Here is a 23,213-nt window from a genome sequence, read left to right as displayed (position 1 = left end):
GCTGGCCGCAGGTAGCGCTGGCGCAGTTCCATCCCCAGGGCGTTTGGCCAAATCGATCAGGCTACTGTTCGCCCGATGGACGAGCCACGCATTGCGCGAATGCGCGATTGGTGGCGCGGCCTCGAAGCGACGTCGCTACGCTGAGATGGACGCAGTCCGCTAGACTGCCGAATCGCTCGCTGGACGGCGATCGCTCCGAGGGCCAGCGCCCCGCCGGCGAGCACGTCGACTAGATAATGTCCGCCGATCGGCGGGATCGAAAACAGCATCGCCACGTTCAGCGCTGCGACTCCATATCCGATCAGGCCGGTGCTGCGAAAGGCATACGTGAACAGCACGGCCAGAACCGTATGATACGATGGCATTGCTATGATGCCTTGCATCGCCAACGACTCGAAATGCCACGGCCCGCCCGCACGTAGTGCCAGCAGATCTCGCAGATAGGATAAGTCGCCACCGCCTTGCGCGGCGAACGGACCCAGCGTTGGCCAAATCGCCGAGATCAGCGCTGTCGGCGCCACCGTCGCGCACATCAGTAGCATCAGCTCTTCGATGCGTGCGGATCTGTGCGTTTTGGAGAAGCAGATGACCCCAAGAAGGAACTGCGAAAAGAGGGTGTTGTAGACCACCGACAGCAGACGGTTTAGGATTGGTCGGTGGACCAACGCGTCGTGCCAAGCTGACCAGTCGAAGTAAATCGCACGGTCCAACCGCTCCATCATCACGTCTTGCAGAGGGAATGCACTACTGGCAGCGAGGTAAGTCAGCACTGAAGCCGTAGCGGCGAAAGTGAACAACCAAGCAACTGCCTCGAGCATGTTCGCACAAACTCGATTGCGGCCGCGGCATGCCGCGGAAAGCGCGAGCAGGGCACCGATTACGCCGGCCTTGATTTCGCCGCCACTGATTTTCAGCCCAATCTGCGAGGCCCACACAAAATCAACCGCAAGCAGAAGGCAAATCATTGCCCAAGGCAAGGGCCACTGGAAGATCGCGACCGGACCCAAATATTGGGCTGGCATCACGTCCTGCGTCAATGATGCTTTCATGTTGGCATTGGCCATGGTTTCACGTCTGGCATCATCGCGATCGCCATCGCCATAGACTCTTCGAGTGTTCATCGGCTGATGCCCGGCAGTGTCTTAGAATGGAATTTGGGTGGACGCGCTCGGCGCATTGAGTGCTGTGCCCCAGATCGGCATCACCATGGCAAAGCCGGCTTGAGAGGCCGTCACGGTCAGTGCAGCGGCTCCCGCAGTGGTGCTGACCGTCGGCGAGGAACTACCATTCCTAAATAGGAAAGGCGCCGCCTTCTGCTTATCGGTAGTGGACGGCAGGGGATCGCCGGTGCAGCCGGACGGCGACTGAGGCGGGCTTTGAAGCACGGCAGGCGTGTAGCAGTTGATCATGACCGCCCGGGCGCCGGCGCTCGCGAGCGTCCGCAAGGACTGCATAGTGATCGCATAGCGTCCGAGATCGAAGATGGCGAACATCAATGTGAAAAGCGGCACGAACACGAGGATAAATTCAAACGCCGCGACACCGCGATTGTCGAGCTTCCTCATCACTGCACCAAAGAGACGACTTGGGTGTAGGCGATTACAGTTGGAGCACATCCATCCGTGCTCAGGTAGCCGCCACCGCTCATGGTGAGTCTTTGGGCGATCACTTCTGAGCAGGTCGTGTTGTCAGGCTGCGTGTTCCCGCCGAACGACACATCGGCCCTGGGAAAATACATCGCGCCCGCAAGCTTAATTACGCCATTGCCGCCGATGTTGACGTTCGCAGTCGTTTGATCGTCAATCAGAACCCCATTCAGCGCAGGAAATGTGGGGTTGCTGGCAAGGGCGGAGAGATTGATATTCCCGCCATTGATCGTGAGGCTCGAATTTCCGAGCAGCACGATGTTGACACCTGTGCCCGTGACGGTCGCGCCAGTGATATTCACCGATGCATTGTAGAAAAAATATGTTCCTGACCCAGTAAAAGTCACGTAGTCCTGTGAGCCCCAGCTAAAGTTTCCAGTATACGCGCCGCTGCTGTCGTTGGGCGGAAGGTTGTAGCACTTGCTGCCGTTGGGATATGGCGGCGTTCTGGTGGGGCATTGTGCCAGCTTTGTATTTGCGCTGGTCGTACTTCCTGTCCTCGTGTTGAAGGACGCATTGTTCAGACCCCGAAGCGGATCCAGGGCCGGAGGCATGAAGTAATTGTGCGTTACGCCGGGATTGGCGCAGGGGCTGGTTGGAGCACAGCCAGTTGTACCTAAGACGGCCCATCCTGAACCGGTGAAAGACGGAGTGCTGGCAAATTGCACGCTGAAATCCGACATGACCGGGCAACCTGTTCCGTTGTTGCTGACGTTACCAGCAATTTTGAGCGCTCCTCCGCCGCTCGGATCAGGTCCAAGCGCCAAGGCGCACACCTTGCTGGGCAGCTTGACCAGCGCAATGGCTTGGGCGGGGATGTTGACGATGGTCAAACCCAGCACTGCGGCCAAGTACGCCGGCTGTTGCTGGCTAACCCTGGCGCGAACGGCGTTACCATTGCCTGCAGCCGGCGTTGTGAACGTGGCCCCATTGTAGTCGCCGATATCGATCTGCACGGCGTGCGAGATTCCTGTCGGGAGGATGCTCGCACAGTTTGTGCCCGGATAGGCGGTGTTGTCGCCGGAGTTGCAGAACGCGTTTTGTGCCGCAAATTCCTTGCCGCGATAATCCACTGATTGTGGATCGCAGGTCGTCGCACCAGCAATCACGCATGCAAGCCGCAAGGCGCCCGAGTACGCTGCCGCATCGGCGGCGTTCTGCGCGTGCTGGTGGGTGACGTACCACGATCCGGCCTCGGCCCCGAGTGCAACCGCTCCGATCAGCGGCACGAGGGCGATGACTGTTGCGAATGCGGCCGAGCCTCGTCGGGAACGGAGCAGATTACGCATGGAAACACCTACTGAAAGCGTTCTGAGTAAGGCAGCGTGTACGTACAACTGTTGGGACACAGCACCGATCTCAACACAATCGGTGCCAAAGTGACTGTTGTCGAAAATGTAAAGTACTTGGGAGAAGCAATATTGCCTGACGAGCAGGTAGCGCCTGCGTCTCCGCATATGACCTGGATGTTGCCGATGGTATGACCAGCGACTGTTGTCTGTAGCCCTGACCTCCAGGTCACCGTGCCGTCGGGACCGAGCGGATTATAGTACTGGACATACTGCCCGAAGCCGCGCAACGCCGACCACGCGGAGATAAACTGGAAGCCCGCGGCGGCCACGTCGGCGAGCGGCATGAGCAGGCTCGACACCATGAAAATGTAAACGATGACTGTCTCAAACGCGACGGCGCCGCGCTGATCCGCGATGAAAGAATTTCTACGACACGCGCGCCTGCCTCGACCGATACCCATCACTTCCGATCGCAGAGCCCGGGCAGTCGCGATTTGAACCATGTCCATGACAATTCGACCACGCATAGCCACTCACCAAACATAAGGGATCACTCTCCAGCGTGATGCTTCGTAGCTGGAATACTCAGGGCAATTGCGCCGAAGCAGGTCTTCTTCGTAAAGAATTCGGCATACCTGGATGCCCATATGCAGGACCAGTACGATCACCGTAAGCAGTGTCAGGTATTGCAACACGACGCCCAGGACCACGATTTCTTCTGCGACATAGAGCGGGTGCTTGATCCATCGATACGGACCGGTCTGCACTACCGAACGCGCCTGTGGCACCAGACTGAACGACCGACCTAGATGGCGGATAGTGACAAGCATCATGATCGTGCCGACCAGCACGCAAGCTGTCGATGCCAGGTTTGGCAGCGTTTCGTCGGTCTTGCCCAGGAAGCTGATCGTCCATGGCAAATAGCTGCCGACGAACGCAGCTATTCTAGGGAGCAGGCCGTCTGCATGCGCCTTTGCCGGAGAGCGAGTGATGATCAACAGCGCCAGGAGCATGTAGAAAATGGCAAGGCAAAAACCCGATAGAAGCGATGGCCAGGGATCGGCAAGCGATGCCCCAATTTTGATGGCCACGCAAAGAGCCAGCAACAAGAACCACATGCTGCCAAACAGTCGCATGATCCGATCGTAAGAAGAGTTCTTCGAAAGGGCGATCGTGCTCATGGCTACTTACCGAAGCTGGCAAATGAACGCACGAGGTGCAGAACGGGACTTCCTCCCATAATGACAAACATGGCCGGAAGCAGGAACAGCACCATCGGAATGGTCAGCTTGGCGCCTAACTTGTGCGCTCTTTCTTCGAGCTTGGTAATACGTTCCCGCCGCAGGTCGGTCGCGATACTGCGTAGCGCTTGGCTCAACGGCGTTCCGTATTGCAGGCTCTGACTGATCATTGTGCCGAACCGACGAAGACCCTCTGAGGTAGATGCCAAATTCTCGAATGCCTCGATCCGATTTGGCAGTATCCGGAGATCGTCAAGAAGACGGTGCAGTACCCACGCCATGGCGGGATTGGTCTGCTTCATTTCGTCCGCGACCCGTCCCAGCCCGCTCTCCATGCCCATTCCCGCTTCGCTGCACACAACCAGCAAATCGATCATATCGGGCGCGCCTAGCCGAATGGCAGCATCAAAACGCCGTTTCAGTACCGACAGAACCAATCGCGGCCCCACAATTCCAATCACCACGCCCATGAGCGTAAAGACCAGCACGTCCGCAGGCCCCCTTCCCGAAAGCTGCGCAAGAAGTAGCGCAATCACCGGGAACAAGAACATGCTGACGACCTTGATGCCGATCCAGATCGGCAGGGTGCGATGATGATTGAAGCCTGATGATTGAAGGATCGTTCGTAGTTCTTCCAGATTTTCCTCGGCATAGAAGCGCCGATACCGCATGCCGACCCATGAAAACCAACTGGTCACGTCTTTGAAAGGTGCTGACCGGTAAGGGACACCCATCACGGCGTTTGATACCCGTGTGTCCAATGCACGAACGTGCATTTCGCGGATGATCAACAAGCAGGTCGCAGTCCCGGCTGCTACTGCGAGGGCCACCAGACTGAGACCGAACGTCATAGTTCTGTTTCCCGCCTGACCATCCAACTTATCACGAAGTGACCGACAAGAACCGAGGCTATTGCGTAAGCCAGAAGCTTGTTTCCAGTTGGATCAGAGAACAACAGATCGACATTCATCGGATTGGCCGCGTATAGCAGCGTTCCGGCAATCAAGGGCGAGATCGTAAGTGCTCGCGAGGAGAAAATCACTTCTCCCGCCAGCGCCTTGGCGCGAGCAGCCAGCGCAACTCGCTGACTCACTGTGTCGCCCAGCGTCTGCAAGGTTTCGGCCAAGCTGCCGCCGGATTTCAACTGGACTGCAAGTGTCACCGCAAACATCGCATACTCTGCCACTTGCGTTCGCAGATAGACGGCTTCGACGGCTTCCTCTGGGGGTCTTCCCAGATTCACTTCGCTGCATACGATGGCAAACTGCCCGGCCGTTGGTTGCGGCATCTCGCGCGCGATGGTGCGAAATGCTTCGTGCACAGGAAGACCCGACCGAACCGTACTTGTTACCAGCTGGATCGCGTCAGGCAGCTGCCGAAAAAGTTGACTGGCGAAGCGACGCTGCTGCCATCCAAACAGACCTCGCACGACCACTATGGCGGCGATTGCAGCCGCGACAGACACGTAGAGAATGGGAAATCCCAGCACGCGATTTGCATAGAAGACTGCGGCTACTGTAACGGCTGAGGCCAGTAGCACATAGGCCGGATGCCAGGTGTGAACCATCTCGGGCCTGTAGTTGGCCAGGCGGTGGAGAAGCAGAGACCGCGACCCGGTCTCCGACCGGCGAATGGATGGCAAGCTGGCCGGATGGGAGGCCGGCAGAGCTACCGCCAGCCGACGATGCATGCGTCGCTCCCGGGCGTCGAGCCACAACGAATTGGCTGCAGCGCACATAGCGAGCACCAGAACAGCGAAGATCACGGACTCCGGTATCATATTTGCCTCATCGCCTCGGCCCAAGCACGATCAAGCCCGAAATAGACAAGACGGCTTTTGAATTTCGGGACTGCAAGGGTGGACCTGTAGGTGCCCGATATCCGCCCATGCTCATCCTCCTCCTGGTACTCGAAGGCTGCGATGTCATTGGTGGTGATCACATCCCCTTCCAGGCCCATCACCTCGCTGATCTGGACAATGCGACGCTGTCCATCGCGCATGCGTTCGACCTGCACGATGATATCCAGCGCTGCGACGATCTGAGCTCGAATGGCCCGCGACGGCAGATTCACCTGTCCCATCTGCACCATGTTCTCGATGCGGGTCAGGGCATCGCGGGCGCTATTGGCATGCACCGTGGAGATCGAACCGTCATGGCCCGTGTTCATTGCTTGCAGCATGTCAAACGCCTCAGCGCCGCGCACCTCACCCACGACGATCCGGTCAGGACGCATGCGCAGCGCATTCCACAAGAGATCGCGCTGGGTCACCTGCCCCGTGCCTTCGAGGCTGGGAGGCCGGGTCTCCAGGCTGATCACGTGCGGCTGCTGAAGCTGCAACTCTGCCGCGTCCTCGATGGTGACGACGCGTTCGCTGTGATCGATGAACTGGCTCATGGCGTTGAGCAGCGTCGTCTTGCCGGACCCGGTGCCGCCGGAGACCAGAACATTGAGCCGAGACCGGGCGGCAATCTCCAGCAATTGTCCGATGGCTGCGGTCATTGAGCCGTTTTCGATCATCCCGGCGATGTCCAAACGGCGGCTCGGAAATTTTCGGATCGAAATGCAGGGGCTATGGATCGCCAGCGGCGGAAAAATAATGTTGACCCGGCTGCCGTCGGGCAAGCGGCAATCCACCATCGGACTGGATTCGTCGACGCGTCGCCCAACTTGCGCGGCGATTTTCTGCGCCACCGATGCAATGTGATCATTGTCGCGGAATCGCACCGCGATCCGTTCCAGCTTGCCGGCTCGTTCGACATAAACGTTACTCGGTCCGTTGATCATGATATCGTTGATCGATTGATCGAGCAGAAGCGGACGCAGAGGCCCGTAGCCGGTCATGTCGTCCGCAATCTCGTCAGCCAGCTGAAGCTGCTCGCGACCTGACAGTTCGAGCCGTTCCTCGTTGGCGATTCCATGAATGATTTCCTCGATCTGCCGGCGAAGGACATCGCGCGAAACAGTCGCGGCCACCGACGGCTCAATCTGCTCGATGACCCGTTCGCGGAGCGATGCCGACATCAGTGGCTGCTGAGGAGAAGGCTCGTGCCTGGGCGCAGTTGCAGGCAAGCTCGGCGCCGACGCGGGCAGTGGCGTCAATGCCGGTAAACGAGCTGGCGTGTCGTCGTCGCGCCTACCAAAGGTCTTCATAATCCGAGCAGCCTCCTCAGCCATCCCTTCCGCTCGGCGCCGAGCCCCGTGATCTCCCGTACGATCGGGGCGAGGTGACGTCGCAGTGCCGATACGTGATTCAGCGCTGGAATTCCGAGATTGACCGCCTGAGTCATCCCCTTCCCAAGATCGGGCACCACCATGTCTGGTTCTGCCCCCAACGCCTTGACAACCGCGGCCCTGGGTAGACCGCCGGGGCGATCGGCACGATTGAGCAAAGTAAAGACCCGATCTTTGCCGGCGATGTTGGTGACGGCAGCGCGTACAGCATGGGCATTGCGAAGTCCGGTCACCTCGGCTTCCAGCAGCACCAGCACGTGACGGGAAAGCGCAATCACCGGGTGGATGGATGGCGAAAACGGCACCGGCACATCGACAACGATGTAATTGAACCGTTGGCGGAGCAGACCCAGCACGTGTCTCACGCCAGCCTCGGTGATGTCGAGCTGCGCATCCAGCTCCTCATCGGCGGAGATCAGGCAAACCCGCTCGTTGACCTCAATTGCCGCGCGCTCGAGGAACAATGTGTCCGCTCGCATCGGGTTCTCCAAAGCGATGCGCAGCCCTGGTCCGGGCTGAACACCCAACATCACTGCTGTTTCGCCGCCTTGCAGATGCAGGTCGAGCAGCGCGACCTTCGCCTTGGTGGTTTCGGCCAGCTGCAGTGCGAGATTGATGGCGATACTCGTTGCGCCGGCGCCGCCCTGCGCACCACAGATCGAGATCACATGCCCGCCACGGTCGGTCGGACGCGGCGCCATCTCGCCAAGCAGCTTCGGGCGCAGCTGGTCCAGCACCATGTCCCGCGTGATCGGCCTCGGCAGGTACTCGGTCAAGCCGAGCTCAATCAGCGCGCGGTAGAAGGTGATCTCCCTGCTCTCGCCGATCAGAGCCACCCGGACATCGGGTGGGCAGACGCCGGCCAGCCTTTCCAGTTCGGCAAATGGATCATCGATTCCACTGATGTCCGTCACCAACGCGAATAGTTCGGTGTCGGTTTCGAGCATCCGTATGGCATTACGGATCGTGCCACGCTTGATCGATATGTTGCTGCCTTCGAGGCCCTTGCGCAGAGCCGCAGCACTAAGCTCGTCATTTACAAAACAGACGATCCGGTTGCGCGCGACAACAGATGTAGCTTCTTCAGGCGAACTGACGACTGCAATGTTAACGCTCATCAACGTTTCTCCAGCAACTTGCCCGCCTGAACCACCATCGTCCCACCCCGGCGGGAAACTTCCGACCCATCGCAGTTGACCGTAGTATTCCCGTCGCCTGAGTCCTGCTTCCTGACCGAGTACTGCTTGACCTGACCGCCAGCATGAACGACGACCGCTGCAGTCCGGCCGGCAACTGCATTCTGGCGAGCAATTTCCGGCGACACATCGCAGCTGGACATGGCGCCAGTGTCCGCCGTATCCCACTGCTCGACTGCTGCCCGTACGGCCAGGGAGAGCGTTCCGATCTGCTTTGCGACTGTGATCTTCTTGACCTGGTCTGGCGCAAGCTCCAACGACACAGTTTGCGCTTGCTTGCCGGCCACCGAGCTTATGGTTCGACCGCCTTGCACAATCTCCTGGTCGATCGCAATGACTCGAACATTTCCCAGAACGGTTTCGCTCAGGGCCCGACGTGCGGGATCCGCCTTCTCGAACACCTGGGTCAATAAGACATCAACATAATCACCCGGCCTGATCAGCCCCGAGACACCAGACTCCTCGTCCACCTTGATGCTGATTGCACGGCTATCCGGTGCCAAGACGCTGGCCAGGAAACCCCGATCTCGCGGTCGCAATACATCCTGCAAGGTGATCGGACTGCCAGCGTCGACGAACTTGCGAACCAGAGAGCCGGGAAGTCCGACCTTCGAATCGGGCGTTTCAAGAATCGCCCCTGCCGGAAGACGTTCAGGCGGCACCGAACGTACTGCGAAATCTTCATCGCGAGCCAATGTACCTTTCGACAGCGGACGCGCCGCAACAAAATACCCGACAGTCGAAGGAGGCGCCGGCCCCTGCTCCGTGACCGCTACCGGAACCTGTTTCGGCAGGTTCATGTTGTAGGCAATCAACCCGAACGCAGTGGTTGCGAGCAACAGCACCAGGATGATCGAGAGGCGCAACGCGGATGACATGTCAAACTCCTTTGCTCAAGATGGCCCAGATGCCACCGCATGCTATGGCTACGCCGTAAGGTAAGGGAGCGTGTCGCACGTGGCGCCACCGCTCGATCGCGTAGACGCGGCGTGCGAGCGACGATCCGAATGGCGCCAGCTTCGGATATGGCAGGAGGCGCATCAGCAGATGCACCAGGGCAAGAACGCCGCCGGCCAACGAGGTTATCGTCAACAACTGAATCACGCCTGTCAGCGGCAGACCAATCGACAAAGCAGCCAGCAACTTGACGTCGCCGCCGCCAATCCCTCCGCGCTGGTAAATCGTGAACAGCAGCAAGAACAGGATCGTCGTGGCAATCAGGGATTCGATCAGTTGCATCGGGCTGGCAAGTTGGCCAGCGATCCCGAGCAGCGCCAGCGCCAGACAAATTTCATTGCGGATCAATCGCGTCGCGACATCAATCGTTGCGACATACAGCAACAACAGGATTTCCAGTATCGTGGCTATGTAAGAAACCCAGCTCATGAAAATGCATGCCTCAAAGAGGTGGAAGGCACACTAAAAATAGAAGGAGTACATTCAAGAGGGGGACACATCCCGATGCCCCCCTCTGGCGTCCGATGGCCGTATCAAACTGCCGCGGTGAAAGCGGCGGTCATAGCGGCGATCCCGGCAGTCAGCGACTGCCCGATCGCACCACCAGCTCCAATACCGAACACAGCCGACACTGCGCCGATGATACAAACCGCGACGATGATGTACTCGAACGACACCACGCCATCCTGGTCCGTCCGCAGACGCTTCAACGCTTCCCTGGTCTCGACGTAATACTTCAACATAGGAGAAACCCCTTCTTTCAACATGGATTTGTAGACACCTCGGCAACTTTCAGCGGCTGCGGCTTTTAAATCCCGGCCGCCACCGATAAACTCTCCATTAAATATCCAGCCCAGTCAACATTTAAAATATATTTGTCCTTAAATTAACCAATTTGAATATTTATCCCAAGCGAGCTGTCGTTGGATCGCGCCCAAGATGGAGAGAAACTCCCGTGATACAAATATGATAGCTAACCCCCTCGCTTCCGGTCAGAGTGTTAGTAGGGAGCCGGAAGCGTTCTCCGGAATAATACGGGGCCCGTCCGAGGGATAATAATCGAAATATTGAAGAAAGGCCGCTTGTCGTGCGGCGGCATTTAATTTGTGTGCTACGCCGATGTGTCGGGGCTCCCATAATCGAGGGGACGCTGCGAGGAAAGCACTAGGCCGGCACGCCTGGAGCAATTTCGCAAGGACGATCGCCGTGCAGGGGCGCGAAGCGGTACACCTGCCCACCAGGTTCAGGCGCGATCCCTCTGAAGGCCCTGATCGCTGCGTTGCAGCCACATGATTTCGCCGGTTGTACTAGGGTGGTGCAATCATCAATTCGAGCTCGCGCATCGATATCCGCATCGTGAGCCAGCAGAAGCTCGACTACCTCGCCATCATCCCGCGCCTACGGCATAGTGCAGCGGTGTCCAGTCGTTCAATCCGCGTTGCTGCACGTCAGCACCTCGCGTAAGCAACAGGCGCAGAACGTTCAGCCGGTGTCACGTGAGATGTTCCCGCCGGCCTTGAGCGCCTCCATCACGCCGGCTTCCTTCTCGCGAGCCCCCGACTTGACGCAGACGTCGGCGATCGCTCCTTGGGCACGATGACGACACCGTCGTTATCGGCGCTCACGATGTCGCCGGGACGGACGGCAATGGCGCCGATGACGATCTGCTGATTGATGTAGCCGAGCGTCTCCTTGGCGTACCCTTCATGCACAGGCCGTAAGAGAAGGCGTTGAAGCCAGTGTCGCGCAGCGCAAGACCGTCGCGAACGCGCCGTGATCAGCATCATGTTGTCGCCCGGATGGCAGCTCACCGTAAGCGCCGGCCCGCAAGCGCGCATCCCGGAATAGATCGGCTTGATGCGGGAGGTCAGCGCGCCCGATCGCCCCTGCGCTTCGTGCAGAGTGGACGAGGAAACTGCCTGATGCGCTCGACAAGCTCGGCAGCGGGCCGAACGAATGTCCTGATCACGTGCACCATGATAACCTCCTTGCGGCTGCGATCTCCGTCACCCCTCCATAACCAACCGCCTTCGACTTGGCATAGCGATAGAGAATTCGTCCGGCCTCGGTGGGCTTGACCCGCTGGCGCTGCGGTCGAGCAGCTTGCACTTGAAATCGGTCTCCAGGCTCGCAATGTGCTGGCTCAGGGCCGGCTGCGCGACATTCAGCACCTTCGCAGCACCTTCGCCGCGCTCGTCATGCGACCGAGAGCCACGACCTTGATGAAGGGTTCCAAAGGTTTCGTATCCAATACGGCGCCTCCGGATATCCATACAGGGAGCAATGCAGCAATACATCGCGCGTCTGGTCGAAACTGCGCTCATGCTGCCGAACAACGCAGAGCGGCCCTTCCCCACGTCTTACGTTCCGGCATTGGCCCGTCCAAAAGTTACAAAGGCTGTAGCCGCACTCGAACGGATGTAGCCGATGTAACGGCTGCCACCCGAAGCGCTATATCCGAACTGACGACTGGGCTTTCGATCTTACCAGGATGACATTCCGTTCGGAGTGCAGAACCCCTCCGATTGCGCGGAGCGATTGCAATGAGGGAGGTTACAATGGATTTTTCACGACTGTCGGATGGAATCCGACTGCATCACGCCTTCCATCGCCACCATGGCTACGATGGTGACGACGGCTCCGGTCCGGCACCGCGTGCCCCGCACCTGATCGACAGTGGCGTCAAAGTCCATGGTCCAAGCCCGCTTGCGGGCCATGGAGCGCATCCCGCGAGCGCTCATGCCCTGCCCCATGACTCTGGCCCAATTCAATTCGAACATCTCACTACATCGGTGGGTCACGTCGGCCACCACACTGCGGCGGGCCAGAATCCTTGGGCCACCGAGTCGGCTTCCGGCGCAGACCATTTCGGGATGGGCGCCGCCACGGTCGAGAGCGGAACGAACACGGCTGGGAACGGCGGAGACGGCTACTTCTACGGCGGCATCGTTCACGCGTCTTTGCTGATCTATGAGCCGATCAACATCTCGGTGAGTTCAGGATACGGCTCGGTCGCCCTGGCCAACCAGTCTAACAATTTGAACGTCGATCAATCCGCCCTTCAGATCGCCGGCGTCGGCGGAAATGGCGGCAGTGAAAACATTGCATCGGGAGGGAGCGTCAGTACTTCCTCTGGGACGAATGTGATCGCCAGCGGCGACAACAGTGCCGGTAACGGCGGCAGCGGCTATTTCTCCGGTGCGTTGGTGGACGCTCCTGTGGTGATCTATCATCCGATCAACATTGCGTTGGCGAGCTCGGGCGGCTCTGCTCATGCAAGTCAATCGAACACGGTCGACATCGATCAGTCGGTCACGCAGATCGCGGGCGTCGGCGGAAATGGCGGACATGGCAATGTGGCCGCCGGCGGTAGCATCCTCACGCTCGACCCTAGCTGGGGATCAAGCAACGCAGTGAGCGCCTGGGACATTCAAACCGGCGGGAGCCAGGCCGGCAATGGCGGGGAAGGCGCGTTTTACGGGGAACTCGTCCATACCTCGTTCGTGCTGTACAACCCGATCAACATCGCGATCGCTGGCTATGGCTCCAGCGCTTACGCGGTCCAGACAAATGATGTTTCTGTGGATCAATCCGCGGTTCAGATCGCCGGCATTGGCGGACACGGCGGCAACGACAACGCCGCAGCGGGCGGCCACGCAAACCTTCTCTCCCATAATCTGTGGGGCGGCTCCGACACGATCGCGACTGGCTCGAACAGCGCAGGCAATGGCGGCCACGGCTATTTTGCCGGCAGTCTGATCGATGTCAGCGTCGCGATCTATGCGCCCATTAACATAGCCATCGCAGGTCCACATTCGACGGCCGTGGCCGATCAGGTCAACAACGTGCACATCGACCAGAGTGCGGTTCAGATCGCCGGAGTTGGCGGGGACGGCGGCTACGGCAATCTTGCGCTAGCTGACGATGCCGCACATCTCTTGTCAGATCTTCACCTGGTGGCATAGCGACACTTCGTACCGCTCGCATGATCGATCGCATGGCGGCACGTGCAGCCGCCACTCCTCGCATCCAATGCCGCGCGCAGAGGCGCCCTCTCCTGACGAATGGCGTACTTTCGTACGTAGGCCCACCAAGCCGGATGGTGTCCGTTTTGACATCTATCGCCCTCGCGCACGGGCGGATCAGACTTGCCGCGCGCGTCCGCCTGATCGGGATGGATGTTGCACGACAGCCAACAGAACGACGGAGGCCTCAAATGATGCCAAAGGCAATCAACATCACGGATACGATCGACTTCAAATCGATCAACACCGGTGGTCAAAGTGCCGGAAATGGCGGCGACGGTACTTTCAAGGGAGCCATCATCAGCAAGCCGACTCTCAACTTCGATCCAACCAACAAAGCCGAGGGTGCCGATGTGCATGTGAACACCGGCGATCACGTCAAACAGACGGCGGATTGGGACGCCGGGGGCGCAAACACCAAGGCCTCATGGTTTTCCAAGGCCCATGGCGGAGACGCCGAGTCGAACGGAAGCCAGAAGTCCTATAGCGGCCACGATACCTCCAAGGTATACGCCAATACGGATGCCACCCAGATTAACAAGCTCGTGGTGGACCAGCACCAGGAAGTCGTGGCTGGCATCGGCGGCGATGGCGGAGACGGCAACTTCGCGTGGGGTGGAGGAGTGAGCTTCCATCTCGATACGCTCTGACCAGCGGCTCGTCCGACTGGCGGGACCGGCGGCCGCTGCCGCCGGTCCTGGATTTCACGTCAATGCCCCCGTCATGCCGTTGCCAGATTGCATTGGCCGTCGGGCAAGTGCGCCGGACCTCGATTTCAGGCGGTGACGATCATGCTGGTGCCGCCCACTCGATTGCCCATCCTGCCGCCAATCCGGACGCCGCTGCACGCGGCCCTCTGGTCCTGTGCGGGACCGGTTGGTCTCGTATTCGCATACAGTTGCAGCTACAATTTGCTTCTGTTTGCGCCCGCCATCTACCTTCTTCAGATCTACGACAGGGTTTTGTCAAGCCGGAGTGGCGACACACTGCTTCTGCTCACGCTCATTGTCGCGATCACGGTCGTGGTCGGAGGTGTGTTCGATGCATTGCGGCGTGCCGTCCTGGGCCGCCTTGGCTCCTGGCTCGACGGTCGGCTTCGCCCTTGCGTGCTTTCGGCCAGCCTCGAATTCGCGCTTCGCAGCGATTGGACTCGGGCGTCGGACGCATATCGAGATCTCACGGTCCTGCGCCAGTTCGTGGAGTCAGGCGCATGTCCGATGCTGTTCGACGCGCTCTGGGCGCCCCTGTTCCTCCTGGTCCTCTTTCTGATCCATCCCCTGCTTGGCGTGGTGGGCGCCTGCTGCGTGGCCTTCCTGTTCGCTCTCACGGTTGCCGGAGATCTGGTGACCGAGGACGTTCTGCTCAAATCCAACGCCGCGCTGTCCAGAAGCTACGGCCGCCTTCAGGCTGCGGCCAGCAACATCCACATGATCCGCGCCATGGGAATGTTCGATAGCTCAGCGCGAACGATCTACCACGACGCGCAGGACGCCCGCAGAGAGCACGATCAGGCACTCCGGCGAGGCGAGATCGTCATGCTGGCCACCAAACCGGCCCGCGCGCTGTCGCAGGTACTGATCATGGGAGCAGCCGCGTGGCTCGTCCTTGATCACGGGAAAAGTCCGGCGATCATCTTTGCCTCTACGCTGATGTTCAGCCGGGCGCTCGCGCCAGTCGAGAGTGCCATCGCAGGCTGGAAATCACTCGTGACGGCCGTGAGTGCCTGTAAGCGGCTCGGCGCCCTTCTCGCCGCATTCCCCGCCACCGAGCAGCAGGATACAGAGATCTCGCTACGACAAGCGCGGAGTGGTCTCGTCGTTGACAATGTTGGCGTAAAGCTACCGGGAGCCAACCATTTTCTGCTGAAAGATGTCTCGTTCAGCCTCGCGCCCGGAGAATGTCTTGGCGTCATCGGTCCGTCCGGGTCTGGCAAGTCCTTGCTTGGCCAAGTGATCGCCGGGTTGTCGATGCCAACGCATGGCGGTGTCCGCCTCGACAATACTGACGTCTCGCAGCTTCGCGAGCAACGAAGCGGCCACCGTCTCGGATATCTCCCCCAGGACATCAATCTACTCGGCGACACCATAAACGACATCATCGCACGGCTTGATGATGCAGATCGGCGGAAGGTCGTCGATGCGGCCAAGCTCGTCGGAATCCATGAGGCCATCATGGGCCTGCCGCTCGGGTACGACACTGTGGTTCACGGTGAAAAATCATTTTCGCGCGGATATCGGCAGCGCCTCGGCTTGGCCCGGGCCTTTTTCGGCAGTCCGCGTCTCGTTGTTCTAGACGAGCCGAACGCCAGCCTCGACTACGGGGGCGAGCGAATGCTCCTGGATGCCATCGAGCGCATGAAGCGCGCAAATGTCGTCCTGGTCGTCGTCACTCACCGGATGGGTCTCCTCGCAGCCACGGACAAGATCGCCATCATGGAAGACGGTGCGGTCGTCGCGTTCGGCGAGAGCGAGGAAATTTTCGAACGGCACCTGGCTCGCCCCCAGGTCACGTCGCAAGTTGCGCCATGATATGGCATTTTCCCACAAGCTGGAAGCTTCCCGCGGTCTCGCGACTTCCCATGATCTGGGACCAGATCACGCGAACACCCGTGCGCCCCCCGCTCGCCGGGCGACTTGGAGACGTTGTCACCGCAATCGACGATTTCGAGCCTCTCGAATTTCCATGGTGCTCGGACCCCACGCCAGTCTCTCCGCGCGCCAGGCTTCGCGGGATCACCCTCGCGGGCAATCTGCTGGTGCTCGGCTTCATGCTGGGGCTTGGCACATGGGCGAGCTTCGCGCCTCTCGAGAGCGCCGCAATCGCGTCCGGTGTTGTGGAATCGGAAACGAACCGCAAGACAATTCAGCATCTGGAAGGCGGCATCGTCAGGAAAATCCTGGTTTCGGACGGCGATGTCGTGCGAAGCGGACAAACGCTGATCACGTTGGACGACACCCGCGCCGATTCGGAGGTGCAAAGTCTTCAGGGCCAGTTGTGGGATGCAATTGCTCGTGCCGCGCGGCTTCAGGCCGAGCAGCAGAGACTTGAAACGATCGCAGTCCCGAGCACGCTGGAGCAGGACAGCCAACAGAATGGGGTGGCGGCTGCTGCGGTCTCGGTGCAGCAGTTCATTTTCCGGGCACGCCAGCAGGTTCACGAGTCGCAGCTCGCGGTCATTCGCGAACGGAGGCATCAGGTCGAGAAGGAGATCGAAGGTCTCAAGGCTCAGGAGAGCGCCGCCGGGCAGCGAAGCGACATCGTCCGGGAAGAACTCGATATGGTCACGACCCTCGTCAACAAGGGCCTCGAACGGCGACCACGGCTTCTGAACCTCCAGCGTGAATTGGCCGACGTCGAAGGTCGCCGCGGCGAGATCGCGGCGCAAATTTCCCGCGCCGGGCAGGTCATCAGCGAGCAGCAGGCCACATTGCTCAAGCTCGAGAGCGACAGGCAGAACGAGATCGCACAGTCACTTCGCGAAGCACAGAACCAGATGTTCCAACTCCGCGAACGGTTGCTTTCGGCCAGGGATCAACTATCCCGAACGGAGGTCAAGGCGCCAGAGGACGGCGTGGTAACTGACCTGCGGATGCATACGACCGGCGGCGTCATCGGGGCTGGCGCTCCGCTCATGGACCTCGTGCCGCGGCAAGACCGCTTCATCGTGACCGCTCGCCTGAGGCCCGAGGATATTGACGTGGTTCATCCCGGTCTAAATGCCGAAGTGCATCTCGTACCGTATAATCAGCGTCGCGTACCGCGTCTGAAGGGAACCGTCGTGCACGTATCCGCAGACCGACTTCTCGACAAGCGTACCGACCAGCCATACTACGCGACCAGGATTCGGATCGACGACGCACAGATGGCTGCAAACGGCATCCAGATCGTTCCCGGTATGCCCGTTCAAGTGTTCATCACCACGGGGCGCGGCACCGTTGCACTTTACGCGCTGAGCCCCCTGCTCGACAGCTTCCGCGGTGCATTCAGAGAAGATTGATCTAGCTCCGCGTGACTAGGTCTCCGGCGTTGAGGCTGCGCCCGGCTCGTGATCGCGACTCTGCGCGGGCAACCGGCCGCGCCAGCGGAGGACCGCTTCCGTGCGATTGTGAGCGGCGCATTTCCTCATGATATGCTGAATGTGCATTTTAACGGTGCTTTCCGAGAGGTTCATTTTGGCGGCGATCAGCTTGTTGGGCAGGCCGAGCTCCAATTCCGCCAGAACCTGCTGCTCTCGAGGCGTGAAATCGGTCAAGCTCCTGTCGATAGCCGCCCTGGCTGCTTCGTTCGTCAGATATGCGGACGCATGCCGACGCGCATCCGGCGGCTCGAAACCCGGTATCCTGTTTATTCCAGCGACGGGCAACGGCCTGTAGCAGCCTCCGACAAGAACAAGGCGCAGGCCGGCGATGACGACCTCTATTGGCAGCGAGGTGGGGAAAAAACCGCGCACACCCCGCTGCATCGCGGCCTGCGCGGTCGGCTCGTCGTCATGGTTTGACAGGATTGCAACGGCCGCGTTGGGACAGCACTCCGCGACGAGGGCGAGATCGTCCTCAACCGAGGGATCGCCGATGGGCTTGTCCGCGATACTCAGCAACACCAGACGAACATCGCGAGCTGACGCGCTGTCCAGGCTTTGGACCGTTGCCATGTCAAGGATCTCGAATTCGGCCAATTCCCGCCTGAAGACGTTCAGAATGCATGTGCGAGGTAATAGATGCGGCTCGATGATCACCAGAACCGGCAAGTGAAGCGATCCATTGAGCCGTTTTGAGAAGTTGGTTAGGTCATCCATGATTTCCTCGGAATGAAAAGAATCTCTGCGACGGTCCATCGATCCGTGCTGCGTATTCCCGCTGCGGCATTCATCCTGAATGCATCGTCACGCGCAGTGCCAGCATTAGGATCGTATCCACTGCGGGATAGCCTGACGCCTGGGTGGAAATTCTTTCCGCTCAAATTCATTTGGGCGCGTGCCGCGCCGTGGCGCGGTCGACGCATCCCCTTAATTGCAAATATTTCGATACGCGGTTGACGCCGCCGACCCCGACTTGCCGTCGACGACATATGCTTCATCCTCCTTCACGAGATACAGAAACGGTCTCTCTCCAGTCTCGCCACCTGACGCATTTCTTCCTTTCACACGACCGCAAATCGTATCCACAGCGCGCCCAAACATGTCCAATCGCATTGCGCGCTTCATGTCGCTGAACTCGGCCGATCCTGGATCGTCCATCTTCGATGCGATCGTGACCTTTGCCCTGTCCAGGACAGTGTCTGATCTTTCCGCCGAGCGTTCGGGCGCCGGGACGCTGATCCTCGTGCGCGGGGCGGCCGCCTTGGCGAGATCGGCCGATCCGCGTCTCTTCGGGGATGGCCTCTTGCCGGACTTTGCCGAGGTTGCAGAATTCGATTTGACAATCGCAGGAGTTGGCGCCAATGCCGCCGGCGTTGGCTCTGCGGGTCGGGCGACTGCAACCCTGTCGAAACAGGGTCGCGCCGCACACCCAAGGAAATAGCCTCGGGACGGCGCGAACCAGCCAAAGCCGACCAGAATTCCTGCCAGCACTCCAACAAAAAGCAGTCCCATCCGATTCCCCTCCCCGGGAGCTCGGCTCGCACTCGTAACTAGGACTAATTCCGCGCTGGTAATCTATCTGTTGCGCAAAAGCGTTAAACGCTTATTAAGCGCGGAAAGTTGCCCGGCATCTGCCTGGGCGGGCCGCTCGGCCTCCAGGCCATGCGGAAAGCCCGTTTGGTCATCTTGCCGAGCGACAGCCGGCGATTGAAATCGCCCCCGATTGCTGCTCAACCCAGGTCAGCGCACAACTCTTACTGAAATGATCACCGCGTTGCAGAACGATCGCGCGGCACGGCTGCGTCATTCCTGCCGCCATTGAACTCTCATAGAGAACCTGCATCTTGCTGGTTACGCCACACGTGCTGATCGCTCACAGGCGTTGGACCATTCATCGATGCCCGATCGGTGCGGAGAACACTGGCGGCGGCGGTCACGCGACGGAAACACCAAAGTTCCGGCCATATTGCTGCTGAACGCCGGGGATATTGACGACTCCGACCTTGGCGTCCGGTGATCTCGCATCGATGGGCGGCAGGTTGATGCTCGGATTGACCCGATCAACCTCCCTCCTGAGTTTCTGGTTGAGGCAGTCCATCGATCGGCTGGATCCGATTTCCACCTCTACGCATCTGTCTGGCGAGGTCGTCGCACGGCTACCATTCGACGAAGCGGGCATGCGGCCATCGGCAGCGCTTTTCGGCGCGCTGCTTCCGACCACGATTTGCGGAAGAATGTTGGGCCGCTCCTCGGCCACCGCTGGTGACACGAGGCAGGCTGTCAGAACGAATGAAGACGCCATCAGCCGCATCGTGATCTCCTCTCTTCCCACAAGTAGGCGCGAGCAAGCTTAACCTGAACAACCTGCCTCGTGCGCACGGCTCCTATCGCCCTGCCGCGCCTGCGCGACGAGCGCACTGAGCTGGGTGTTGAGGGCAGCAATATTCACGCTACCCGTTCGCGAAATGCCCAGGCACTTCCGGCCACAGCCGCGGCCCGGGAGAGCCGGATCGCCAAAAGTTGGCCCGGGTACGCTGCCGGTCACGCGAAAACCGCGAGCGGCGAGCTTGGAGCGCACCGCTATGCAGTAGTTCACCGAAAGAAACGAGAAGCGCGTTTCACCGTGGCCGGCGCGGTATTTCATCGCGGCGGTACACAGGTCGCCGCCAGCGAGGCGCCAGGCCTTGGCGAGATACATGACACCGTAGTGAATATTGGTTTCAGGCACGGCCAGATCGGCCAGCGAGCCGATGAAGCCCAGCATGCGTGCCGTCGAGGGCAGGATTTGCATCAAGCCGATCTCGCCGACCCCGCCGATGGCATCCGGATTATATCCGCTCTCCACGGCCATCACCGCCTCGGCAACTTCCGGCGCGAGACCGGCTTGCGCGGCCTCTTTTTCGATCAGCGAGCGATAGCGCGAACCTGCATCGGGGACGCGTGGTGGCGGCGCTTCGACCGCAGCATGACGAGCATCGATCGTCTTCGGCGCCGACGTCGCCTCGGCGCGAGCGCCGGCCGGCAACAGCAAGGCGAGCAGAAGCAATCCCGGGACCAAGGTGGTCGACGAGAGCGACGTCATTGACCGCGCCGAACGAACCCTCCCGTTGCGCACCGCCATCTTCTATTTCCCGTGCTGCAGTCGATCCGGCGCCCGCAGCGAAAACCGTAAGTGCAGCGGCTGCAGCATCTCCGGCGGTGGCGCGCTAACATTGCCTCCGGTCAGCAAGGTCCGAAGGTCGCCGGAAGCTTTGGGGTCACCGAGGCCGTCAAACTCGACGCGATGCAGCTGACCGTCCGACGATATCCAGGCGCGGAGCAGAAATGTCAGAGGCGGCGCATCGCCCATCGTCAACGTGTCTCGTTGGACTCGCTCGCGAACTCTTTTTGAACGCCTCAGGGACATCGCAAGAGCTACTGAAGAGCGGCCGCCGGGCCATTGGCATCGGCACTCTCATATCCCGGGGCCCGCTCGACCGGTGTGGCCGCCCCCTTCCTGGCGGCTAGCTCGCGAAGTTCATCGCGCAGGTACACGATCAGCTCCTGCACCAGGCGATCCCAGACGTCGATCTGCGCGCGCAGATGGTCCGCGGTCACGCCGCCCGCAACCGAGACATCCAGTGAAAGCACGAGGAACTGCTGACTGAGTTGAAGGCGTGCAAACCGGCGCGTCGCGTTCCAGCGATTGACCAGATCGAGCGGAAGCTCGCCCTGAACTTGGAGCACTGCGGTAAAGGCCGCATCAAGGAAACTTTCCGCATCCGCGAGCCGGTTCCCTGGACGAATGTCGAAGGTAAGACCGCCCGTTGCCGAGCGGAGATACGTCAGATTGATCACAGGGTCGGTGACTTCCTCCACGCGGTAGCCGACCTGTTGAAGTGCTGCACGCAGATCATCGAGGGTGATCTTGACGATAACCATATTGGACATCGCTGGCTCCGCTGTGGCTCATTTCCGGGAATTGTCGAGTAGGTTCGAAAGGGCGAGCTCGTTGAGAATGGGCGGATTCTGCTTGAGCAATTCCGCGAGATAGGCCCGCCGCAGCGCGGTAGCCCGCTCGCTGCGCATCTGCTGGACGAGCCGGTCGCGCACTTCGGGCAGGGTCCGGGTGTAGGCAGCCTTGGTGTCGACCAACTTGATGATGTGCCAGCCGTCGTCGAGCCTGATGGCCTCGGAGACGGCATTCTTGGCCAGTCCCTGCACCTGCGCCTTGATCTCCGGCCGGATCTGGTTTTCCGCCACCCAGCCCAGATCGCCGCTGCTCTTTGAATCGCTCTCGGCCTGCGCAATCGCGCCGAAATCGGCACCAGGCGCTTTCAGCTTCGCCTGGATTGCCTGGATCGCTTTCTTCGCCTTGTCCTCAGCCGCCTTATCACCGTCCTTCGCCGCGACAAAAACCTGCGCGAGATGGAACTGCCGAGGCACCAGCAAGGCGCTGCGGTTGACGTCGTAGACCTTCTGAAGCTCGTCCTCGCTCGGGAAACTCTCCGGAGGCGTCGAGACCGATTGCAGGTAGATCTCGACCAAGGCATTCTCGCGCACGCGGTCGAGCTGTGCCGCCACGTTTGGCTGCTGATCCCACTTCTTGGCGATGACCTCCTGCAAGACCAACCGGTTGGCGAGCAGCATGCGAACCGCCTGGCTGAGCAGCGCCGGATCTTTCGCGAGCGCCGCCTGTTCGCGCGCACCCAGCGCGCCGACATAAGCGCGGAGCTCCTCCGCCGAAATATTGGCCTCGCCGACCCGTGCGATGACATCATCGCTGCCGGTCGTCCTGGTAGAAGCAAGCCCCTGGGTTGCTGGCGCCGCGGCAGCCGGCGTTGGCGTTGCCGCGGCCGGAGCCGCCGGCTTCGGTCTCACCACAGGCTGAGCCGGGCGTTGAGGCGCCGGCGCGGTCTGGGCAGATGCCGTCCCCACCGACAGGCTCAGTATCGCCACGGCAGCTGCGGCAACGAATGGCGATCGAGACGATCTGATAGCGCTGGGACACTTCATGGTGTTGCCTTCTGGTCAAGCAGCTTGTCGATACCTTCCTGGACGAAATTCTGCGCGCCGACGCGGCCCAGACCCGTCAACGGCTCGCTTGCGACTGCGGCATCGCCCAGAGTCAGGCTGCGATATCGATTGAGAATGTCGCGGCCGACATTGACGAGTTGCACGTTCTTGGCCTGGCAGCTCTTGGTGCTGGCCTTGAACGCTGCCGCCTCGCTCTCGAACTTGGCACGCTCGGCGTCCTTGGTGCGGGCGACGGTGGCAGCTTCCTCATAAGCGACTTTCCACTTCTCCAGCGTCTGGTTGCGCTCCTCCAGACGCTGATTGAATTCGTCGACCGCCTCGCGATGCTGCTTCTGGAGCTGCTTGGCTTCCGCCTTGGCCGCATCGACTTGCGCCTTCAGGGCCGCCTTCTCGCGGTCGGCGTCCGCGATCTTCGCCTGCAGCGCCGTCCGCTGATCTTCCATCTGCCGCGCCTGTGCGATGGCGCTGCGCAGCGCCTCCCGCAAACGATCGGTTTCGCTTTCGGCGCGAACCTCGCCACAGAACATC

25 protein-coding genes are annotated in these 23,213 nt (G+C 60.2%); 4 read left to right on the top strand and 21 right to left on the bottom strand.

The genetic code is table 11. The features are described from left to right. Positions 1-56: 56 nt before the first annotated feature. The 14 genes from CWO91_RS20445 to CWO91_RS45465 all read right to left on the bottom strand — a co-directional run bounded on the left by CWO91_RS20445 (position 57) and on the right by CWO91_RS45465 (position 11,839). The gene (locus CWO91_RS20445; RefSeq protein ID WP_165405578.1) at positions 57-1,064 is read right to left on the bottom strand and encodes a phosphatase PAP2 family protein; all 1,008 of its coding nucleotides are present in this window, start codon (positions 1,062-1,064) and stop codon (positions 57-59) included. 78 nt (positions 1,065-1,142) lie between these two features. Continuing rightward, positions 1,143-1,565 carry a TadE/TadG family type IV pilus assembly protein gene (locus tag CWO91_RS20440; protein ID WP_245471315.1) on the bottom strand — a complete coding sequence of 141 codons (423 nt, stop codon included), beginning with the start codon at positions 1,563-1,565 and terminating at the stop codon, positions 1,143-1,145. Then, positions 1,565-2,935, bottom strand: a complete 1,371-nt coding sequence (locus CWO91_RS20435) for a pilus assembly protein TadG-related protein (protein WP_130215684.1) — start codon at positions 2,933-2,935, stop codon at positions 1,565-1,567. Before CWO91_RS20435 ends, CWO91_RS20440 begins: the two co-directional genes overlap by 1 nt. An 8-nt stretch (positions 2,936-2,943) precedes the next feature. Next, on the bottom strand, positions 2,944-3,447 hold the full coding sequence (locus CWO91_RS20430; RefSeq protein WP_245471314.1) for a hypothetical protein: 504 nt from the start codon (positions 3,445-3,447) through the stop codon (positions 2,944-2,946). A gap of 24 nt (positions 3,448-3,471) precedes the next feature. Next, positions 3,472-4,119: a methyltransferase family protein gene (locus tag CWO91_RS20425; protein WP_130215682.1), complete on the bottom strand. Its 648-nt coding sequence runs from the start codon at positions 4,117-4,119 to the stop codon at positions 3,472-3,474. Positions 4,120-4,121: 2 nt separating this feature from the next. After that, on the bottom strand, positions 4,122-5,030 hold the full coding sequence (locus CWO91_RS20420; protein ID WP_130215680.1) for a type II secretion system F family protein: 909 nt from the start codon (positions 5,028-5,030) through the stop codon (positions 4,122-4,124). Next, the gene (locus tag CWO91_RS20415; protein WP_245471313.1) at positions 5,027-5,869 is read right to left on the bottom strand and encodes a type II secretion system F family protein; all 843 of its coding nucleotides are present in this window, start codon (positions 5,867-5,869) and stop codon (positions 5,027-5,029) included. The genes CWO91_RS20420 and CWO91_RS20415 overlap by 4 nt, the downstream gene beginning before the upstream one ends. 86 nt (positions 5,870-5,955) lie before the next feature. Next, on the bottom strand, positions 5,956-7,332 hold the full coding sequence (locus CWO91_RS20410; protein ID WP_130215676.1) for a CpaF family protein: 1,377 nt from the start codon (positions 7,330-7,332) through the stop codon (positions 5,956-5,958). Continuing rightward, positions 7,329-8,531: an AAA family ATPase gene (locus CWO91_RS20405; RefSeq protein ID WP_130215674.1), complete on the bottom strand. Its 1,203-nt coding sequence runs from the start codon at positions 8,529-8,531 to the stop codon at positions 7,329-7,331. Before CWO91_RS20405 ends, CWO91_RS20410 begins: the two co-directional genes overlap by 4 nt. After that, positions 8,531-9,487, bottom strand: a complete 957-nt coding sequence (gene cpaB, locus CWO91_RS20400; RefSeq protein WP_130215672.1) for a Flp pilus assembly protein CpaB — start codon at positions 9,485-9,487, stop codon at positions 8,531-8,533. The genes CWO91_RS20405 and cpaB overlap by 1 nt, the downstream gene beginning before the upstream one ends. Before the next feature lies 1 nt (position 9,488). After that, positions 9,489-9,995: an A24 family peptidase gene (locus CWO91_RS20395; RefSeq protein WP_130215670.1), complete on the bottom strand. Its 507-nt coding sequence runs from the start codon at positions 9,993-9,995 to the stop codon at positions 9,489-9,491. A 104-nt stretch (positions 9,996-10,099) separates the two neighbouring features. Beyond that, on the bottom strand, positions 10,100-10,333 hold the full coding sequence (locus tag CWO91_RS20390; RefSeq protein WP_349643583.1) for a hypothetical protein: 234 nt from the start codon (positions 10,331-10,333) through the stop codon (positions 10,100-10,102). A 762-nt stretch (positions 10,334-11,095) separates the two neighbouring features. Continuing rightward, on the bottom strand, positions 11,096-11,377 hold the full coding sequence (locus CWO91_RS44365; RefSeq protein ID WP_245471312.1) for a hypothetical protein: 282 nt from the start codon (positions 11,375-11,377) through the stop codon (positions 11,096-11,098). A 195-nt stretch (positions 11,378-11,572) separates the two neighbouring features. Further along, complete coding sequence (locus CWO91_RS45465; RefSeq protein ID WP_433995565.1) at positions 11,573-11,839, bottom strand: helix-turn-helix domain-containing protein; 267 nt, start codon at positions 11,837-11,839, stop codon at positions 11,573-11,575. 285 nt (positions 11,840-12,124) lie between these two features. On the opposite strand from CWO91_RS45465, the gene CWO91_RS20370 reads away from it, so the two are divergent. The 4 genes from CWO91_RS20370 (at position 12,125) to CWO91_RS20355 (ending at position 17,588) form a co-directional block, all read left to right on the top strand. Next, the gene (locus CWO91_RS20370) at positions 12,125-13,531 is read left to right on the top strand and encodes a hypothetical protein (protein ID WP_245471311.1); all 1,407 of its coding nucleotides are present in this window, start codon (positions 12,125-12,127) and stop codon (positions 13,529-13,531) included. Between the two features lie 251 nt (positions 13,532-13,782). Next, positions 13,783-14,241: a hypothetical protein gene (locus tag CWO91_RS20365; RefSeq protein ID WP_130215666.1), complete on the top strand. Its 459-nt coding sequence runs from the start codon at positions 13,783-13,785 to the stop codon at positions 14,239-14,241. Positions 14,242-14,382: 141 nt separating this feature from the next. Next, entirely contained in the window at positions 14,383-16,119 is a 1,737-nt protein-coding gene (locus tag CWO91_RS20360; protein WP_130215722.1) for a type I secretion system permease/ATPase, read from the top strand. Between the two features lie 50 nt (positions 16,120-16,169). Then, positions 16,170-17,588 (top strand): HlyD family type I secretion periplasmic adaptor subunit, encoded by a 1,419-nt coding sequence (locus tag CWO91_RS20355; protein ID WP_245471310.1) that lies wholly within the window; start codon positions 16,170-16,172, stop codon positions 17,586-17,588. A 15-nt stretch (positions 17,589-17,603) separates the two neighbouring features. Here CWO91_RS20355 and CWO91_RS20350 read toward each other — a convergent pair whose 3' ends face one another. From CWO91_RS20350 to CWO91_RS20320, 7 genes are all read right to left on the bottom strand, one after another. Then, positions 17,604-18,386, bottom strand: a complete 783-nt coding sequence (locus CWO91_RS20350; RefSeq protein ID WP_130215662.1) for a LuxR family transcriptional regulator — start codon at positions 18,384-18,386, stop codon at positions 17,604-17,606. Between the two features lie 210 nt (positions 18,387-18,596). Then, positions 18,597-19,181, bottom strand: coding sequence for a hypothetical protein (locus tag CWO91_RS44360; protein ID WP_245471309.1), 585 nt, complete (start codon positions 19,179-19,181; stop codon positions 18,597-18,599). A gap of 421 nt (positions 19,182-19,602) precedes the next feature. Beyond that, complete coding sequence (locus CWO91_RS20340; RefSeq protein WP_130215660.1) at positions 19,603-19,980, bottom strand: hypothetical protein; 378 nt, start codon at positions 19,978-19,980, stop codon at positions 19,603-19,605. Between the two features lie 39 nt (positions 19,981-20,019). Next, positions 20,020-20,751: a transglycosylase SLT domain-containing protein gene (locus CWO91_RS20335; RefSeq protein ID WP_130215718.1), complete on the bottom strand. Its 732-nt coding sequence runs from the start codon at positions 20,749-20,751 to the stop codon at positions 20,020-20,022. A gap of 332 nt (positions 20,752-21,083) precedes the next feature. Beyond that, positions 21,084-21,599 carry a YbjN domain-containing protein gene (locus tag CWO91_RS20330; RefSeq protein WP_130215659.1) on the bottom strand — a complete coding sequence of 172 codons (516 nt, stop codon included), beginning with the start codon at positions 21,597-21,599 and terminating at the stop codon, positions 21,084-21,086. An 18-nt stretch (positions 21,600-21,617) separates the two neighbouring features. After that, the gene (locus CWO91_RS20325; RefSeq protein WP_165405576.1) at positions 21,618-22,664 is read right to left on the bottom strand and encodes a peptidylprolyl isomerase; all 1,047 of its coding nucleotides are present in this window, start codon (positions 22,662-22,664) and stop codon (positions 21,618-21,620) included. Continuing rightward, a complete protein-coding gene (locus tag CWO91_RS20320) occupies positions 22,661-23,212 on the bottom strand; it encodes a hypothetical protein (RefSeq protein WP_130215716.1) in 552 nt (183 codons plus the stop codon). The genes CWO91_RS20325 and CWO91_RS20320 overlap by 4 nt, the downstream gene beginning before the upstream one ends. Position 23,213 lies beyond the last annotated feature (1 nt).

Origin of the sequence: Bradyrhizobium genosp. SA-3, from assembly GCF_004212635.1 — a bacterium.
GTDB lineage: Bacteria > Pseudomonadota > Alphaproteobacteria > Rhizobiales > Xanthobacteraceae > Bradyrhizobium.
This window is presented reverse-complemented; position numbering and strand designations above follow the sequence as displayed.